Raw genomic sequence first — 16,417 nt, forward strand, 5'->3', positions numbered from 1 at the left:
TGGCGCACAGTCTAAACGGCGCTCGAGTAAGCGGCTTGCCGGATCGGCCGAGTTTAAGGAGCTCGGTTGCGGCTCTGCGGTACTCTTCAGCCAGTTCATAAATCTGCTCCGGGGAGGCCAGCTCCCCCGGATATTTGCCCTCTGTCATCGCCCCTACGCAATATGGAATGTTACCGTTTGCGGTAGTAAGCATCCCACGCCAACCCGATATCGGCAAATGTCCATTCGCGCCGCCGGCCGTAAGCGGGGCTTTGGCGAGTAAAACACTCGTGCAGGCCGGTTTGCCTCTGGAACTTCATGAACCACGCCGTGGATCTTGGCTTTCCGCGTGAGGTAACCTGAATCCGGCGGATCAGCCCGCTGTCTGCCCAATGGTCATGGGGATTGGAAAGGGAAGCCGGTTCGGTCAGGTAGCTTCGGAGCTTCTGTAACGTAGCATCTTCGGGCGACTGGCGAAGATCAGCGCGGAGCTCGGCTACGGCGAGTGCCGCCCCTTGTCTCGCAGCGTCCGTCAGCATGTCACGCAATTGCGTGCTGGTCAGCACCAGCGCTTGCAGGGCTTCCATAAGCCGTACTTTCTTTTGGTGGGATTTGCAGCCGAAATCGCCGTTGGTTCATTGCGTCACAGTCAAAAAATGACGTTAAGCGCTGATGTCAGAAAAATCCGCGGTAAAAAGGGCGTTTCAGAATTGCTTCCCTTCGTCGATAAGCTTCATGATCTTAGTAGCGGCCTCTTTGAATCTAGGTTTCGACGCGAGTGCCTTTATTCGCCCTGTTGCCTGCTCGTAGTCAAGAAATGGCTCGATATTTTCTCTAGACAGCACCGTGACGATTCCCCTATCACTGCTGTTGATCTGAGAGGTGAGCCCTTCAAGAGTTTGTAAAAGCCCCTCGTCCGATTTGCTGTGAGTGCCCAACAACCGCCGGGGGCCTTCCTCATCGCCGGCTTGCTGCCATGCGAAGAGAAGGCTTAGCGGGCGAGGGGAGTGCAAAATGTGTTTGAGGGTCATTGCATTGTACCGCGAGAGCATGATGCGGATAGCATCATCCACCTGCTGCTCCGTTGCCAATACCCAGTCGCTCTCGTTACGACTCCGATCTCCGAACCGGCCATGGGCAAAAATCTCATGCCGAAACACAAAAGTAAGCCATCCGATTGCAGCGCCCTCTGCGAACATGTCACGGGTTGTGGTACTGCGTTGAGCGGGTTTCAGCCGCGCCAAAAGCAGGGCTACGAGCGGAAGCGTCCTGTCCCACAATGAACTGAAAGCAAACCCGTCGAACGGACGAAGACGGTATGCCTCGTCCATGCTGTTCGCCAAGGCCATAAGAAGGTTTCGACATTGCTTCCCGTCTAACAGTTCGTAGGCGCCACCTTTCATCCGCTCGATCATCAAGTCAGCCTTGGTGAGAGTTCCAGCCGCATTTTGGCTTTGCAACGTCAACAGCACCGCTGTCGTTTTATCGGGACCAACTGTCAGTGCGTCCCGCAAGGCATCGAAATCACTTTGCGTCAGAGCGTGGGATGGTGTGGCCATCGCGAAGTAGAACCTGTAGTGGTCGGGGCTGGCCAGGCGCCGACCTTGAATCGCCTCATCTCTCGTTCGGTCGTCAACTCTTTCGAAAAGCTGGAATGCAGGTCCGGCTTTTGAGAAGTTCGGGGTAACGCCAGCAAGCTGTTCCGAGAAAGCATGCCGATAGAGATGGTCGTCAAAGACGCTTTTACCGGCTGCGGCCTCAAGTGAATCCACCTGCTGGCTTTTCTCCGCTTCATCCACCCGGGCCGTTCCCAAGGACAGGGCCGCCGCCGTTCCGCAGTATTCTTCGATCCATCGATACAACGCCGGATTGCCGTCTTTAATCAGCTGCAGCCAGACCAGATCCGCCAGATCGGCGCCAATTTCCCGGAGAGGGGGCCAAAAGAAACGAACTGAATCTAATGCCCGAACCACCGATCTGGGAGTCCGCAATTGCCGGCCGCCCTCGTGATCGATGACCTTGCGTAGCCGCTCGCGCTCGTCCTCATCCTTAGCTGTTCCAATTTGTTGTAGTGCCTCGGCAAACCACTGGCGTAATTGGAAAGCTTCCGGCTTGGGCACCATCACGGTCAGTTGGACGATCTTCTCGAGAAATGCCCCGCCGTTCTGGACACTGGCGGCTTCCTGAATGCTATGTGCCAGCACTTCGCTATCGTAGCAGAGCAGATAGATTACGTTCGGAAGATCGACAACAGACCTTACCAGGCGCAGAATTTCCAAAATTTCAGTTGGTTCCAACCGATCCACGTCATCAATGGTGACGACAAAACGGTGACCAAGATCGCGCAACGACGCGACAAGTTGGTCCTTGAGAGTGGCCAACTGAGGATCGGCTTGTTTTCCGGCCATGTCGCCTGCGGCTTTCAGGCCTTTGCCCGCGAGCTTAATCGCGCCAATCCCTGCAAAATCCCCTGCAACTTCAATGAGTCCTCCAGCCTTGCTTAATCCGCCCATGAAGCTGCGCAGGGCTTTGCCGGCGTTTTTAGCCTTTTTGATTGAGATTGGCGTAGCGTCCCCAGCTGCGAGAGCCAGTCGATCCAACTGGTTGGAAAACTCGCCGAAAAGGCCAACGATCAGGGCGTCCCGATTGCCGATCAGCCAAGGTCGAAAATGAATGACTGTCGGCCTTCCCTCGGGAGGTAGGTTGCCGAGCTCATCGCCGACCAAAAATAGCAGGCTCGATTTTCCAGAACCCCAAGCCCCCTCAAGTCCGACGACTAGGCCGTCCTCAGATGCCCGGTCGACCAATGACGTAGCAATACGCTTGGCCACCCCTCGGAAGCCAAGTTTATCTTGATCGCCCGCGCCTAAGGCGCGGTCGCCTCGTACCGAGTAACTTTCAGAAGATGACATGGCATAATCTAGCCTGATATCGATGGAGATTTGTATCTTATTTCATCGGCTAAAGGGTTAAGTATTCGGCGTCGGAGCCTATATGCCGAGCAGGGCGCCGAGTCTTTCGGTGACGGGGCGCAAGGGATCGACGAGACCAAGGTCGTAGATCATGGTCGTTTCCAGATTTCCCTTGTGGTCGACGTAGTGGGATATGGCTTCGTGCGACACGCCCTGGCGAGTCAGCATGAGGAGATCGCAATCCGCTTAAGATCGTAGAGCTGGAAATACTCCGGCACACCGGGAGGGCCTTAAACCGCTCCAGCCCCTTACGGAAATTGTCGCGGGGCTTGCTCTGGTCGGTATGGGACGGGAACAGCAGCTTACTTTCGGGCCAGCGGAGGCGCTGGGCCTGCACCATGTCGGCAACCCGGGAATGGATCGGCACCGAACGATAGGCATACTCGTAAAGCTGAGCTTCTGGAAAATGCCGGTGGCGATCTCGATGACTGAATGCCGTCAAGGCAAGCCCGCCTTGCACCGCCTTCCAGCGAGCTTCACGGCAGCAGCATCGGTCAGTTCTCCGAAGCGAATGGCTGTCGCTATCAGCGAGCTTTGACACAGTTCCGCCACTGCGATGATCGCGTCGGTAGGGCAGCTGGTTAGTTGCCCGCGCATCTACAGCAACCCAGCCCGTTCCGCCTCGCGGCGCAAATTCTGCCTTGGCCTTGGGCCGATCTGCTGGATCACCAGGCCGGCCGCCAGCGAGCCAAGGTCGCCGCAGGTCTTGAGGTTGCGGCCCTGCGTGTAGCCATGCAGGAAACCGGCGGCGTAGAGATCGCCGGCTCCCGTCGTGTCGACCAGCTCCTTGATGGCGGTCGCCTCGATGATCACGGTCTCGTCGCCGCGCACGATCACCGAGCCTTTTTCCGAGCGGGTGACGGCGGCGATCTTGCAGTCCTTGCGGATCTGCGCCAGCGCCTCGTCGAACGACGATGTCTGGTAGAGCGACTTGATCTCGTGGCTGTTGGCAAAGACGATGTCGACCGTGCCCGAACGCATCAGCTCAAGGAATTCGTCGCGGTAGCGGTCGACGCAAAACGAATCCGACAGTGTCATCGACACTTCGCGCCCGGCCTCGTGCGCGAGCTTCGCCGTCTGCCGGATCGCCTCCTTGGCGCGCGGCGGGTCCCACAGATAGCCCTCGAAATAAGTGACCTTGGCGCCCGAAGCCTTGTCCGCTTCGACATCCTCGGGGCCGAGTTCGATGCAGGCGCCGAGATAGGTGTTCATCGAGCGCTCGCCATCGGGGGTGACGAAGATCATCGAGCGTGCCGTCGGCGGCTCGCCCTTGAGCGGTTTGGTGTCGAAGGCGACGCCCTGCGCATGGATGTCGTGCGCATAGATTTCGCCCAGCGCATCGTTGGAGACCTTGCCGAAGAAGGCGGCGCGTCCGCCGAAGCTGGCGACGCCGGCCGCCGTGTTGCCGGCACTGCCGCCGGAGGCCTCGATCGCCGGGCCCATGCGGCTGTACAGCAGCTCGGCGCGCCTTGTGTCGATCAGGTTCATCGCGCCCTTGATGATGCCGTTGGTCTCCAGGAATGCCTCGTCGCACTGGGCGATGATGTCGACAATGGCATTGCCGATGCAAAGCACGTCATAATCCGGCATCAAAATCTCCGCCAAAAACCCGAGTCGGCTTCTCGCCACGCCTGCCAGGCGCGGCTCTGCCCGGTGGGAATGGGCTTTCCGCTTGCCAATCCGTTCGCCGGCGGCTTCACGGGGCGGCGAGACCTGCCTCGCGACGCAATTCGTCCGCCCTGTCTGTCTTCTCCCAGGTGAAATCAGGCTCTTCACGGCCGAAATGGCCATAGGTCGCTGTATTGCGGTATATAGGGCGTAAGAGATCAAGCATCTTGATAATGCCTTTCGGTCTGAGATCGAACAACTCAAGAATGAGGCGCTCGATCCTGCTTTCCTCAACCCTGGCTGTCCCGAACGTTTTGACCATGACGGAAACCGGACTGGCCACGCCGATTGCGTAAGCAAGCTGCACCTCGCACACGTCCGCAAGTCCGCTAGCGACGATGTTCTTTGCGACATAGCGGGCCGCATAGGCAGCTGAGCGGTCAACCTTGGACGGGTCCTTGCCCGAGAAGGCGCCGCCGCCATGACGACCCATCCCGCCATAGGAATCGACGATGATCTTGCGTCCAGTGAGACCGCAGTCGCCGCGCGGCCCGCCGACTACGAACCGCCCCGTCGGGTTGACCAGAATTCTGATGCCTTCCGTCTCCAGGTGGGTCGGCAGGACAGGCTTTATGATTTCCTCAATGACGCCCTCGCGGACAGTCTCTTGCGAGACCTGCTCGTCATGTTGCGTCGACACCACGATCGTATCCAGGGCGACCGGGCGAAACCCCTCATAGCGCACTGAGACCTGGGATTTCATGTCAGGACGCAACCAGCCAAGCTGTTGTGCCTTCCGGACATACGCCTGCCGTTTCGTCAAGCGATGAGCGAGCTGGATCGGCAAAGGCATCAGGGTATCGGTTTCGCGGCATGCGTAGCCGAACATGAGGCCCTGATCTCCCGCTCCCTGCTGGAGATCTTGCCCTCTTCCCTCGTCAACGCCTTGGCTGATGTCGGGCGACTGCTCGGTGAGGGCATGAACGACGGCGCAACGCCGGCCGTCAAAGCCGACGGCCTCGTCGTCGTACCCAATGTCGAGAATCGTATCGCGCGCAACTTGGCTATAATCCACCTGCGCATCGCTGGTAATCTCGCCAGCCAGAACGACTATCCCTGATTTTACCAACGCTTCACAGGCGACGCGCGCCTTGGGATCTGTGCGGAGGATGGCATCGAGGATGGCATCCGAGATGTTGTCGGCCAACTTATCCGGGTGCCCCGCGCCAACCGATTCGGAAGAGAACACGAACTGCCTAGCCATGAATACCTCGCTTCGGGTGTTGGATGTGGTATGGGCATTTTGCTTGGCCGACCTTACTTGTCGCAGATGCCCGGGACCTCGAACGCAGCGCACAAGTCGGCAACGTCTCTTCGCACGCAGGCATGGAGATCTTCGTCGTCTGGCCGCTGGAGGACGGAGTCAATGAAGCCAGCAATTTGCACCATTTCCACATCGCGCATGCCCATTGACGTCACTGCTGGCGCCCCCAGGCGAATTCCGCTTGTGACCGCCGGATGCCGCGGGTCGCCAGGCACCATATTAAAGTTTGTGATGATTCCTGCCTTTGCTAGTCGCTCGGCATAGGCCTTGCCCGATAGTGGCCGATCGCGAAGATCAAGGATCAGCATGTGATTGTCCGTCCCCCCGGTCACCAGGTCATAACCTCGCTCAAGCAGTGCATGTGCCAGAGCCTTGGCATTCTTGACCGTCTGTTGGCCGTAGCTTCGGAAGGACGGGTTCGCGGCTTCGTGCAAGGCAACCGCTAGCGCAGCGATGGCATTCATGTGGGGCCCGCCTTGCAGGTGAGGGAAGACCGCCCGGTCTATTCGTCTGGCGAGATTGTATTTGCTCTTTGTATGATACAGCGACTGATAGCGATCTTCGTTCCTTGACAAAATGAAGCCACCGCGGGGACCGCGGATCGACTTGTGGGACGTGCTGCTGACCACGTCGCAATGGCCCACGGGATTCGGGTGCGCTCCTGCGGCAATCAGGCCGCTGATGTGCGCAATGTCGGCTACGAGATAGGAGTTCGCTTCCAGGGCGATTTCTGCCATTGCCGCGTAGTCAAAGACACGCGGGTAAGCAGTTCCGCCGACCCAAATGAGCCGCGGCCGTTCCCGCTTGGCTGTCTCGCGCAAGCGGTCATAGTCAATCTGCTGTGTCTTTTCATCTAGTCCATAGGGCACGCGTTGATAGTCAGTTCCGGAAAAGTTGATGGCCCAACCATGAGTCAGATGGCCCCCTTCCGGAAGGGGCAAGCCCATGACTTTGTCACCGGGACTCAAAAGCGCACGATAGACAGCCTGGTTGGCCGGCGAGCCGGAATAAGGCTGGACGTTGGCATGCTCGCTGCCAAATAATGTTTTCAGGCGCTCAATGGCCAGATTCTCAAGCTCATCAACGATCTCGTTTCCAGCGTAGTAGCGCGCACCGGGGTACCCCTCGGCGTACTTGTTCGTGAAAATCGAGCCGTTCGCTTCCAGAACGGCCGAGGACGCAAAGTTCTCTGAGGCGATGAGCTTGAGGGTCGTCCGCTCCTGCCGCTCCTGTCTCAGAAGCAGCTCGTGAACGCGGCAATCAACCGCGGCCAAGGAAGACCGCCCGTGGGTGTCGGGCTGTGCGATCGCGCCGTCTGCGGAGTTGTCCATGGTAGCTTCGCGCTCCAATTGAATTGACCTATTTCACGATCAAGCACGCGGTCCCCTTCGGCCGCGTGTCTCGCACCGCTTCGAGCCGCTGCAGGTCCTGTTTATGATAGCCGTCGCGATGGGGCAGGAGATCGACCAATAATTGAACCAGCCCGCCGTCGTTGGATCCTGCTTTGAGATGGTACGAGCGCCACGGAGGCTGTTCGTTGCAGCAAAGAAAGTCGGCTCTGGCGAGCAGCCGGACGTGTCGCGCAACCCGCTCTCGACACACGCCCAGAATCTCCCCTAGCTCGCAGACAGTTAGGTCCGCATGCGCACAAAGGCCCAGGATTCGAAGGCGGTCAGGATGCGCTGCCATGCGTAGGCGACTAACCAGTGTCATCATGGCTCAGGACCAAGTCCTACCGAATTTCTCATTTCGCGTTCTCCACAGAAGTTGCAGATTTCGAAGGTTGTCCAACGACCGGACAAATCTCGGTGGCCGTGACGACCGTCGATATCCTGTGTCCAACAAACAAATGGGCGCTCTTCCTGCCTTTAGCCGAACTTGCAGGCAGTTCGGCGAGTCGAAGATAAGCGGGGCCACGGTTTGGAACCACTGACCTCAGACGTTGCAATAAGCCTACCATTCACAGCGAGCCGGAGTTGCTAAGAGTCTATGAATTTCCTTGAAGGATCTGTTGCAACGTTTGCCCAGCCTGGCCTGCTCCCGGTTTGCAGCGGTCATGGTCAGGCGATCCATCGCCTCTGCGAGCACGATCAGGAATTTGCCCTGCATCGCATCGCTGATCAGCTCCTGAAGGCCGGGACGCAACAGCGACGCGCCGAAGATCGCGCGGTGGGTATTGCTGTCGACGACTGTCCAGCCTTGCTTTTCAGCACGCAAGCAGCAGAGCCAACTGATCCTCGATCGAGGCGTCTCGGTGATTGTCAGTTGAGTAGCGAGCGCCAAGCGCGACCTTCATGAGGCGGCCCCTTACTCCGGGACGCGGTCTCGCGTCTGGCTATCCGTTTCGGCTTGAACGAAATCCCGTGCGGCCGGTCGCGCCAGCAGCCGGACCAGATTGACGAAGCGTCGATCGGGCTTCGGCGACGCAGGCACAGCCGATTCGCGGGCCGCGCCGGCGACCACACGAAGCTTTTCGGCTGTTGCACGCTTCGGTCGCGCTATGATCGCGTTCCTGTCCTGACGCGAAATACTCCGTTTCGCGACAATGATGCCAAGTCACAGTGCTTCGACAAGCTGGAAATTCTCTGTGATCAATAACGCGCGTCGCGCAGGAGCCAGTGCTGGCCGATGACGGGCACCTTGTGCTCCGAAGAAGCCATGGCTATATATCCGGATAGAGAACGAAGGCACGCGATGGGCAACACTGCACAGAAGAGAGCCATCGAGAATTATCGGTCTCGCCTGGCTGAGCGCGGCATCGCGCGGTTCGAGATCCTGGCGTTCGACGCAGACCGCGATCTACTGCGAACTCTTGCCCGAAAATTAACGGAGAGCGGGCCGGATGCCCGACAGCTTCGTCGGACCATACAGCAAGCGGTGGCGGGTGAGCCACCGAAAGCGGGCAGCATTCTCGCCGCGTTGCGTCGATCGCCTCTGGTTGGCTCCAATCTCGACCTCAGCCGGCCGCGCGAAGAGGGGCGCAAGATCGACCTGTGACGCGCTACCTTCTTCATACCAATATCATCAGCAACGTCATAAAGCCGGAGCCTTCGGGCTCGTTGCTGGCCTGGATGGGCGCGCAGAAGGACGAAGACCTCTTCATTGCTTCGCTGACTGTCGCCGAAATTCGCCGAGTCATCCTAGAGAAGCCGAAGGGGAAAAAGCGCAGCAGCCTTGAAACTTGGTTCGAGGGCTCCGAAGGCCCGCAAGCGCTGTTCGCTGGCCGCGTGCTATCGTTCGACGAGAAAGCTGGCCTCGTGTGGGCGCGGCTGATGGCCAACGGCAAAGCCAGAGGCTGTTCGCGGAGCGCCCTAGACACAATCATTGCCGCTGTAGCCGAAGCCAACGAGTGTGTCGTAGTGACCGACAATGAAAAGGACTTCGAGGACGTTCAGATAATCAACCCGCTCCGTAGCTCTGGAAGCCAAGCGGGTGATGATAGCTCCAACAGTCCGGCCGATTCAATTTGAGGATTTCAGCGGCACGGAGTCCGAACGTCTCGAGTTCCGCTTTAATGCCATCCCGGTTCATCTAGTCAGCTCGATCTACCAACAGTTCGCACGCACGAGCGCCGCGGACAAGGCGCGATCGCAGGGACTGCGCGATATGCGTGTCGAGCTCGTCCATCTTACACTCGATCTCGTCTTCGAAGGCCTCTCGCCAAACGTAGTCGATGCCGCGCGCGGCTCGGGGCCTTCTCATCGAGGCTTTCTCGCGACTGGTCTGGCGCGCTACCAATGGCAAATTCGCCCGCCGGGAACTCGTCGGTCTGTACTCCCAGCTCTGGGCGTCCACATCAACTGCGGAGCTCTTGGCATCGCCGTGTTCTGCCTTTAGCTGGCAGCTCTCGAGCTCGACGAGCAGCCGATCAGCGACACCCGCGACCTCAAGTTCGACCCGGTTAACTCTAACACCCTATTGGCAGATTCAGTCGGGGAGGATCTGCCCACTCCGATCACAAGCCGATCTTTCGACCCCGTGGTCGGGAATTCTCCATGGACTTCGTGAAGAAGGAATGCAGCGCCGAAAGCCGAAGCGCTTCCGATACATCGACGCCCCTTCCGAGACGGAGCCCCGATTAGGCATTCCTGCCACTCTATCTAGCCGACCCCCGTGGCCGCGTTGCCGATCGGTGCGCACTGGTCGCCTACATCGCCCCGGCACGTGAAGATCGTCTCTGCTGACGCTCGTTGACAATTCAGGCCGCCTCCGGCTGGCGTTTGATCAGCGTCAGCGTCAACCAGCGCGCGGTCAGCGCCGGCTTTTTCGAGCCCTCGATCTCAATCGTCACGCCCAGCGCCGTCTGCACCCAGCCCGACGGCCTGACCTTGACGTCGGCCAGTACGAAACGGGTGCGGATGCGCGATCCGGTTTTCACCGGCGCCAGGAAGCGCAGCGATTCGAAGCCATAGTTGACACCCATCTTGCAGTTTTCGAGCGGCCGCATGGTCTCGAAAGTCATCGCCGACAAAAGCGAAAGCGACAGGAAGCCATGTGCGATGGTGCCGCCGAACGGCGTCTCGCGCTTGGCGCGCTCCGGATCGCAGTGGATGAACTGGTGGTCATCGGTGGACTCGGCGAACTGGTCGATCATCCGCTGTGAGACCACCCGCCACGGCGACACGCCGACTTCCTTGCCGACGCTGGCCAGAAGCTCGTCGAGACTGATCGGTTCCAAGCTAATGTCCTCCATTTCAACCGTCCGAAGCGCGACGGCTTCATTCCGTGAACAGTGTCAGCCCATGCTGCACCGACTGCCGGCCATCGATCGGCAGGATGGCCCCGGTGAGATGACTGCCGTCACAGCTGCACGAATAGAGCGTTCCGCCGGCAATCTCATTCGGCGCACCGATGCGGCCGATCCGAACATGGCTGCAGACGAGCCGGCTTGTACTCGGTCGCGGTGCGCGTCCTGCAGGCCGCCGAAAGCAGCTCGTCTTGCTACGGATGACCATTCCGCCGGCGCCGCTATGCGGTATTGTCGCAGATTGATAAAATCAATTGTCTGGATAGGAACCATCCGTGTCTCGAATGGTGGAGGAGTAGTCCAGCAGACGGGGTGGCTTGTGGTCCTTCTTGAAGCGCGCCGACCTCATTGGCCGCTAGCTCTGAGCCGGCAAGAAGCGCCAGTTCAATGACATTGGGTGTCGACACGGCAAAGCGGCATCAGATGCTACTTCATGATGCGGGATGGCGCTTGCTTCAAGAAGCGCTCGGCCTGACGTGGAAGCCAGCACCGGATCTGGATTGTCGATATGCGCCCGATATTCGCGCAGCACAGCGGCAACCGCAGCGACGATGATCTCAGCCGTTGCGAGCATGCCAACCTTGGTGCCGGCCACTCTGTTAGCTTGAAGCGCAGCGCGCATTTGATCCGTCACCAGACCGGGTTGCGTAACTTGGATTTCCAAGGCGTCTTCCTGGGTTTGCACCGTCAGCGCGCTGACAGCAAAGGCAGGTGCGCACGTCAAGGCAAGCGATCGTCTCGATCTCGCGGGCAATTCCAGCCCCACCGCGGGAATCTGACCCGACAACAACGAGCAGATGCGGTTCTCGCCCCAGCGCCATTGTTCTGTCTTTCGATGCATTCTCGCGTGCGCGCTTCTGGGGCGTCGTTCAGCGCAAAGTCGGTGACCACGGCTGCGCTTTCCGCGCCAGCCTCGAAAAACGCCTTCGAGCCGGTCAGGTTGAGGCCGCCGATGGAGACCAATGGGATCGGCGCGACCTGGTGCTTCCACTCGCTGATCCGCTTGAGCCCTTGCGGCGCCCATTTCATCTGCTTCAGGCTAGTTGGATAGATGGGCCGAGCGCCACATACTCCGGCTCGGCCACTGGCGCCGTTTCCAGTTCGGTGTGATCGTGGATCGAAAGGCCGAGCTTCAATCCGGCGTATTTAATCGTCAGCATCGGCGGCAGCCAAATCCTTTTGACCAAGATGGACGAAGTCGCAGCCTTCCTCGATTGCCGTGCGCCAATTGTCGTTGACGCTCACTTGGCAACCATGGACCGCGCAGGCGTCGTTCGCGCGGCGGATTTCCGTCTGCAGTCCTTTCTCGTCCATATCCTTTATCCGGAGCTGCAGCAGACTCACGCCGAGCGGCGCCAGCCCGTCAACCCAGCCGGCACGTCGAAATTCAGATAGAAGGGATCGAGCTTCATGAGAAGACAGCCCTGCCGACCGTCGGTGAGTAGCGCGGTTCGAGCATTCCAGTGCTAGCTTCACGAATGGCATCGACCGCCCTTGCCGAACGCACGCGCCATGCCGACCGGATCGGCCGCCCTCGGGACCGCCGTGTTCAGGAGCACGGCGTCGAACCCGAGCTCCATGACGTCGCCGCGTACGACGGCCGTCCGAGCCACGCATCCACAATCAAACGGAATGTAGGGGAAATGTCCGCGCATCAACTGGACCTCGGAGCTCAACGCTTCATCGCATTAGAATGAGCGTTCGAAACGCAGGATACCGCCGACACTGCTCTTCTTGTTGGCATTGGCCCAGTTCACTTCGGAAGCTTTCACCTTTCCGACGGCGGAGCCTCCGTAGCGGTCATAGTCGAGTTCAGCCGTAACTGTGAAATCTGGAAGAAGCGCGTAGGCGACGTTCGCAGCGGCACCATAGTTCTTGAGCTGATCACCCGAGAGCTGAAGGTTGAACGAAGTTGTCTCGTTGAGCTCGTAAGCGGCGCCAGCCCAGAAAGCCCAGTTCCCGCCCCAGATCTTATAGAAGCCGCGACCATGAGCGTCGATCGCGTTCATGGAGTCGTCGTTGAGCTTGCCATTGGAACCGTAGCCGAACATTCCGAACAGCAACAGTTCGTCGGTGACATTGATGTCGACACGGACCTTGACGGCTACCGATTCGTAGTTGCTATCATAACCAGCAACGCTGGTGATCCCTCCCCAGCCATGTGTGTATTTCAAGCCGCCGACTATGTGCGGAGCGTAGTTGTCGATTGTGCCGACCACGCCTGAGCCTTCTTCGAGCGAAACCACGGCCGAAAAGCCGTTCGCGGCGTCGAAGTAGTACTGGACCACATTGGTATCCAAAGCGCCGTACGGAACCGGCGTCTGGTTGAGTACGTCACCCGCGCCGCCAATAAACATGTCGAAGGCCGACCAGTCCTTACCAACTCGGAGGCCACCAAGCTGAATCCAGGCGAAAGTCAAGATGCTGTCTCCGTTGAAGGCATAGGACCGAGAACTGTCCGAAACCGAAGTGTGGCGGTTACCGAAATTCACGCGGGTTTCGGTGTAGGTCTTCAACGTGCCGAGTTCGGTCTCCTGGCCGGTCCAAGCTTTCAGTGTGAAGCGCACGTTGTTTTGCCATGTACCCTGATCCTCACCAGTCCTCACATCCGAGGTTCTTGCGTGGTCAAACAATCCGACATGGCCCAAGCCGACGTTGTAACTGACATAGCCGCCGATGCGCAGGCAGGCCTCGGTGCCTGAAATATAGACGTAGCTGGAGCCGTAGACGTCGCAGATCTTGAGGTACTCAGTCGGATCAGGCTGGGGGACGATGATCACGGCGCGAGCGTCGGAAACGGCGATCAGTGCCGCAGTTGAGCCGAGGAGGAGGCTCCCAATGGTCATTGTTGATCTCCGTATAAATAGTAAAAGGAATCGAGACCGATAAATGATTCTTGCTAAAACAACGATTGATAGCGCATCAAGCTGAATTCTAGGGGTGTTGCTGCACCTGTCGTGCTAATGCTCAGGAGAATTTAGAATGTGATTGAGACTTGTTGTCACATATATTAAGTAGTTATCACTCCCAGACGGTCATACAACATTTTTGTACAACCACCCTTTTCACCTCCGCGGCGGGCCTCACAAAGGGTGCTACTGCAAATGACGTGCCACCCTGACGACCCAGCTGCGGCTTGAAGCTCAAATGTGCGGGCGGACCTTGGTTCGCGCTTCCGTTCTTTTTGCCTTGCGGATCCACCCAAGCACGAACGGCAAACGGTTCGTCTGTTCGCTTGGCGACAGTTTGGCTTAATGGCGACGGCATTGTTTGCTGTGAGCCCCGCCGTTGAGGCATCATGCGGCGGCCACCGCTCGGTACGACGCCGTCACTTTGGCGAGCTGATGGTCGATAACCACGCGCCGCAGCCTTGCACCACTGAGTCGGTAGGCGCCAGCCTTGGCATTGCGGCGGACCTGGCGGTCGCGTCGAGCAGGTTTTCGTGCTGAAAGCGGCGCGGCACAGCTAATGCTTCTTGCCAGCAATTCACACAACGAGCTCATCGAGACGGCAGAGATCATTATGGGCGGCGCTAGCTGGCGTGCAAAGTCTGGACCCAACACCGTATTGTCTCATCGGATGCGGCATCTGCGCTCAGAAGAGTCTCCCACGCGCAGATGAAGGGAAGGGACGGTGGAACAAAACGGTGCGCGTGAGGGTTTCGGCGGGAACACCATCGTCAGTCGCTGACCGAGTGCGCTCAGACCATCGCTGTCCAGCCAAGACTGAACGGCGCCCATTGCTAAAAAATTTCGAGCCCAAAGCGGAACGGACTGACATAGCGCAAAGACGCAGGCGAGCGCAGCGGTAAGGTTGGATGTTATCAGCATGGGACGGTGACCGTTGCAGACCACGAAATTTCGAGAGGCCCGGCTGCCTTGGTACACTATCTATCCGGCTGTGTCGGAGTTCTCTGGGGCGGTCGGCGCCGAGGCTTATGAGGAATGGCTCAGGAACCTGCCGGCTGATGATCCGGTGTCACTCTACCTGCACGTTCCGTTCTGCCGATCAGCCTGCTGGTATTGCGGCTTCCCAACCACCATCACCCGCCGTGATGCGCCCATCCTCAACTATCTGGCGGCGCTGCGTGACGAGATCCGTCTGGTTTCGGAGCGAGTGCCGAAGACGTTGCCCGTGAGCGACATACATTTCGGCGGCGGAACGCCGTCTCTCATCGGACCAGCCGAGTTCCTCGCTCTGATGGAGTTCCTGCGATGCCGCTTCGCCATCTCGAAAACAGCTACGGTCGCCATCGAGATCGATCCACGAACACTCACGCCCGAGATGGCGGAAGGCTTGGGAGCGGCCGGCGTGAACCGCGCGAGCCTGGGCGTACAGAGCTTCGATCCCATTGTTCAAAAAGCGATCAACCGAATCCAGAGCGAGGCCCAGACGTCGGCTGCCGTGGAAGTGCTGCGCCGGCATGGAGTAAGCCGCATCAACTTCGACCTCATCTACGGCCTGCCGCGTCAAACGGTGGAGTCGTGCGTAGAAACAGTGAGGGCGGCGGTCGCCATGCGCCCCGACCGGCTTGCCTTGTTCGGCTACTCGCACATCCCATCCCAAGTAAAGAATCAGCGCCTCATCGAGGCGGAATTTCTTCCCGACAGCGCTGCCCGCGCTGAACAGTATGCGGCTGTCGCCGTGACGCTGATTGCCGCCGGCTACCGACAGATCGGGCTCGACCATTTCGCCTTGCCGGACGACGAGCTCGCGCTGGCACAGGAAACAGGTCGCCTGCGACGTAACTCGTTGGGCTACTCGGCCGATACCTGCAGAACCCTGATCGGTTTCGGCGCGTCGGCTATCGGCCGCATCGGCCAGGGATACGTTCAAAACGAAGTTACACGGGATTCCTACATCCAGCACATCGCAGCTGGCCGACTGGCTACATCGAAGGGCCATCGCCTCACAGACGACGACCGCGTGCGAGCCGCAATTATCGAGCGATTAATGTGCGATTTCGAGGCTGACGTGCCGGCAATCTGTGTCGCCCACGGATCTGATCCGATCCGTCTTCGCGATTCGGCTGAGCGCTTGGCCATGCTGGCCAAGGACGGGATAGTGGACTTCGAAAACGGCTTTGTCCGGGTACGGCGGGAGCATCGCTTTGGGATTCGCGCTGTCGCTGCCGCATTCGATGTGTTTAGGGATGGCGTTACGTATATCCCGCAGCAGCTTAATGCGATGCAAAGCACGACATAGTCCGGCATCAATGTCTCCGCTTGGAACCGCCGGCCTACTTGCCACGCCGGCCGGGCGCTGGTCTGGCAAGTGGGCTTTCCGTTTGCCAATGCGTTCGTTCCCGGCCCTCACGGGGCGGCGAGTCCCTGCCGTGAGCGCCTCACCCGCGAGGCTACATGGCGGCCGTGGAGATTACCTCAGCAGCGGCGCCCGATCGGAAACCTTAGCACCTCAGCGCTTTGGCGTGGCTGCTTGAACTCTTCGACGGCAACCGCCTCAATTAGCAGGTCCAAGGCTTCGCGGCCCCTTTGACTCATCGGGTCATCCCCACAAAGGTAGTCATACGCTCGATCTAAATGCACTCGGGCGGCGGAAAAATCGCTTGTCATATCATAGAACCCTCTCTACCCGCCCGCATTGCCGTCTACGAGGTGAAGGTAGTGCAATCGTCAATATATACAGACAAATTTGAATTAAATCGGAGATGATCATGGAGGCCGAGTTCCCTGACCTGATGCCGCCATCGAGCCCGCCGACGACCACTCGCTGGCGCTCGGTCGCTTCATAAACGCCGAGCACCCCGTCCCGAGACCACCTCTGACC

14 protein-coding genes and 2 pseudogenes are annotated in these 16,417 nt (G+C 58.9%); 3 read left to right on the plus strand and 13 right to left on the minus strand.

The window, feature by feature from the left end:
- Positions 1-170: 170 nt before the first annotated feature.
- From X741_RS150875 to X741_RS0135075, 7 genes are all read right to left on the minus strand, one after another.
- On the minus strand, positions 171-566 hold the full coding sequence (locus tag X741_RS150875; RefSeq protein WP_023778350.1) for a hypothetical protein: 396 nt from the start codon (positions 564-566) through the stop codon (positions 171-173).
- A 117-nt stretch (positions 567-683) separates the two neighbouring features.
- Positions 684-2,891, minus strand: a complete 2,208-nt coding sequence (locus X741_RS150870; protein ID WP_023778351.1) for a P-loop NTPase fold protein — start codon at positions 2,889-2,891, stop codon at positions 684-686.
- 78 nt (positions 2,892-2,969) lie between these two features.
- Positions 2,970-3,119 carry a hypothetical protein gene (locus X741_RS1000000171025; protein ID WP_023778352.1) on the minus strand — a complete coding sequence of 50 codons (150 nt, stop codon included), beginning with the start codon at positions 3,117-3,119 and terminating at the stop codon, positions 2,970-2,972.
- Positions 3,120-3,548: 429 nt separating this feature from the next.
- Positions 3,549-4,541, minus strand: a complete 993-nt coding sequence (locus X741_RS150860; protein WP_023778354.1) for an adenosine kinase — start codon at positions 4,539-4,541, stop codon at positions 3,549-3,551.
- A gap of 106 nt (positions 4,542-4,647) precedes the next feature.
- The gene (gene metK / locus X741_RS150855; protein ID WP_023778355.1) at positions 4,648-5,823 is read right to left on the minus strand and encodes a methionine adenosyltransferase; all 1,176 of its coding nucleotides are present in this window, start codon (positions 5,821-5,823) and stop codon (positions 4,648-4,650) included.
- A 53-nt stretch (positions 5,824-5,876) separates the two neighbouring features.
- A complete protein-coding gene (glyA, locus tag X741_RS150850) occupies positions 5,877-7,214 on the minus strand; it encodes a serine hydroxymethyltransferase (protein ID WP_023778356.1) in 1,338 nt (445 codons plus the stop codon).
- A gap of 622 nt (positions 7,215-7,836) precedes the next feature.
- Entirely contained in the window at positions 7,837-8,100 is a 264-nt protein-coding gene (locus X741_RS0135075) for a recombinase family protein (RefSeq protein ID WP_023778358.1), read from the minus strand.
- Between the two features lie 477 nt (positions 8,101-8,577).
- Here X741_RS0135075 and X741_RS150840 point away from each other — a divergent pair, with 477 nt between their 5' ends.
- Positions 8,578-8,880, plus strand: coding sequence for a hypothetical protein (locus X741_RS150840; protein WP_023778360.1), 303 nt, complete (start codon positions 8,578-8,580; stop codon positions 8,878-8,880).
- A complete protein-coding gene (locus tag X741_RS150835; RefSeq protein ID WP_023778361.1) occupies positions 8,877-9,353 on the plus strand; it encodes a type II toxin-antitoxin system VapC family toxin in 477 nt (158 codons plus the stop codon). Before X741_RS150840 ends, X741_RS150835 begins: the two co-directional genes overlap by 4 nt.
- Positions 9,354-10,081: 728 nt before the next feature.
- Here X741_RS150835 and X741_RS150830 read toward each other — a convergent pair.
- From X741_RS150830 to X741_RS150820, 5 genes and pseudogenes are all read right to left on the minus strand, one after another.
- On the minus strand, positions 10,082-10,576 hold the full coding sequence (locus X741_RS150830) for a MaoC family dehydratase (protein ID WP_031194149.1): 495 nt from the start codon (positions 10,574-10,576) through the stop codon (positions 10,082-10,084).
- A gap of 409 nt (positions 10,577-10,985) precedes the next feature.
- On the minus strand, positions 10,986-11,471 hold the full coding sequence (locus X741_RS1000000168565) for a bifunctional hydroxymethylpyrimidine kinase/phosphomethylpyrimidine kinase (protein WP_023778364.1): 486 nt from the start codon (positions 11,469-11,471) through the stop codon (positions 10,986-10,988).
- A gap of 101 nt (positions 11,472-11,572) precedes the next feature.
- Positions 11,573-12,115: pseudogene (locus tag X741_RS01000000166800) on the minus strand (thiamine phosphate synthase); the annotation flags it as partial.
- Positions 12,039-12,294 (minus strand): annotated as a pseudogene (locus X741_RS1000000168570) (thiazole synthase); the annotation flags it as partial. The pseudogenes X741_RS01000000166800 and X741_RS1000000168570, both read right to left, overlap by 77 nt.
- 24 nt (positions 12,295-12,318) lie before the next feature.
- Positions 12,319-13,476 carry a porin gene (locus tag X741_RS150820; protein WP_023778366.1) on the minus strand — a complete coding sequence of 386 codons (1,158 nt, stop codon included), beginning with the start codon at positions 13,474-13,476 and terminating at the stop codon, positions 12,319-12,321.
- A 997-nt stretch (positions 13,477-14,473) separates the two neighbouring features.
- On the opposite strand from X741_RS150820, the gene hemN reads away from it, so the two are divergent.
- Positions 14,474-15,835, plus strand: coding sequence for an oxygen-independent coproporphyrinogen III oxidase (hemN, locus tag X741_RS150815; RefSeq protein WP_023778367.1), 1,362 nt, complete (start codon positions 14,474-14,476; stop codon positions 15,833-15,835).
- Positions 15,836-16,011: 176 nt separating this feature from the next.
- On the opposite strand, the gene X741_RS1000000171030 is transcribed toward hemN, so the two are convergent.
- Complete coding sequence (locus X741_RS1000000171030; protein WP_023727257.1) at positions 16,012-16,203, minus strand: hypothetical protein; 192 nt, start codon at positions 16,201-16,203, stop codon at positions 16,012-16,014.
- Positions 16,204-16,417: the final 214 nt, after the last annotated feature.

The organism is Mesorhizobium sp. LNHC221B00, assembly GCF_000502935.1.
Taxonomy (GTDB): domain Bacteria; phylum Pseudomonadota; class Alphaproteobacteria; order Rhizobiales; family Rhizobiaceae; genus Mesorhizobium; species Mesorhizobium opportunistum.

Coding starts and splice junctions, on each gene's coding strand:
- X741_RS150875 (WP_023778350.1), bottom strand. CDS start 566: ATGGAAGCCCTGCAAGCGCTGGTGCTGACCAGCACGCAATTGCGTGAC.
- X741_RS150870 (WP_023778351.1), bottom strand. CDS start 2,891: ATGTCATCTTCTGAAAGTTACTCGGTACGAGGCGACCGCGCCTTAGGC.
- X741_RS1000000171025 (WP_023778352.1), bottom strand. CDS start 3,119: ATGCTGACTCGCCAGGGCGTGTCGCACGAAGCCATATCCCACTACGTC.
- X741_RS150860 (WP_023778354.1), bottom strand. CDS start 4,541: ATGCCGGATTATGACGTGCTTTGCATCGGCAATGCCATTGTCGACATC.
- metK (WP_023778355.1), bottom strand. CDS start 5,823: ATGGCTAGGCAGTTCGTGTTCTCTTCCGAATCGGTTGGCGCGGGGCAC.
- glyA (WP_023778356.1), bottom strand. CDS start 7,214: ATGGACAACTCCGCAGACGGCGCGATCGCACAGCCCGACACCCACGGG.
- X741_RS150840 (WP_023778360.1), top strand. CDS start 8,578: ATGGGCAACACTGCACAGAAGAGAGCCATCGAGAATTATCGGTCTCGC.
- X741_RS150830 (WP_031194149.1), bottom strand. CDS start 10,576: ATGGAGGACATTAGCTTGGAACCGATCAGTCTCGACGAGCTTCTGGCC.
- X741_RS1000000168565 (WP_023778364.1), bottom strand. CDS start 11,471: ATGCATCGAAAGACAGAACAATGGCGCTGGGGCGAGAACCGCATCTGC.
- X741_RS150820 (WP_023778366.1), bottom strand. CDS start 13,476: ATGACCATTGGGAGCCTCCTCCTCGGCTCAACTGCGGCACTGATCGCC.
- X741_RS1000000171030 (WP_023727257.1), bottom strand. CDS start 16,203: ATGACAAGCGATTTTTCCGCCGCCCGAGTGCATTTAGATCGAGCGTAT.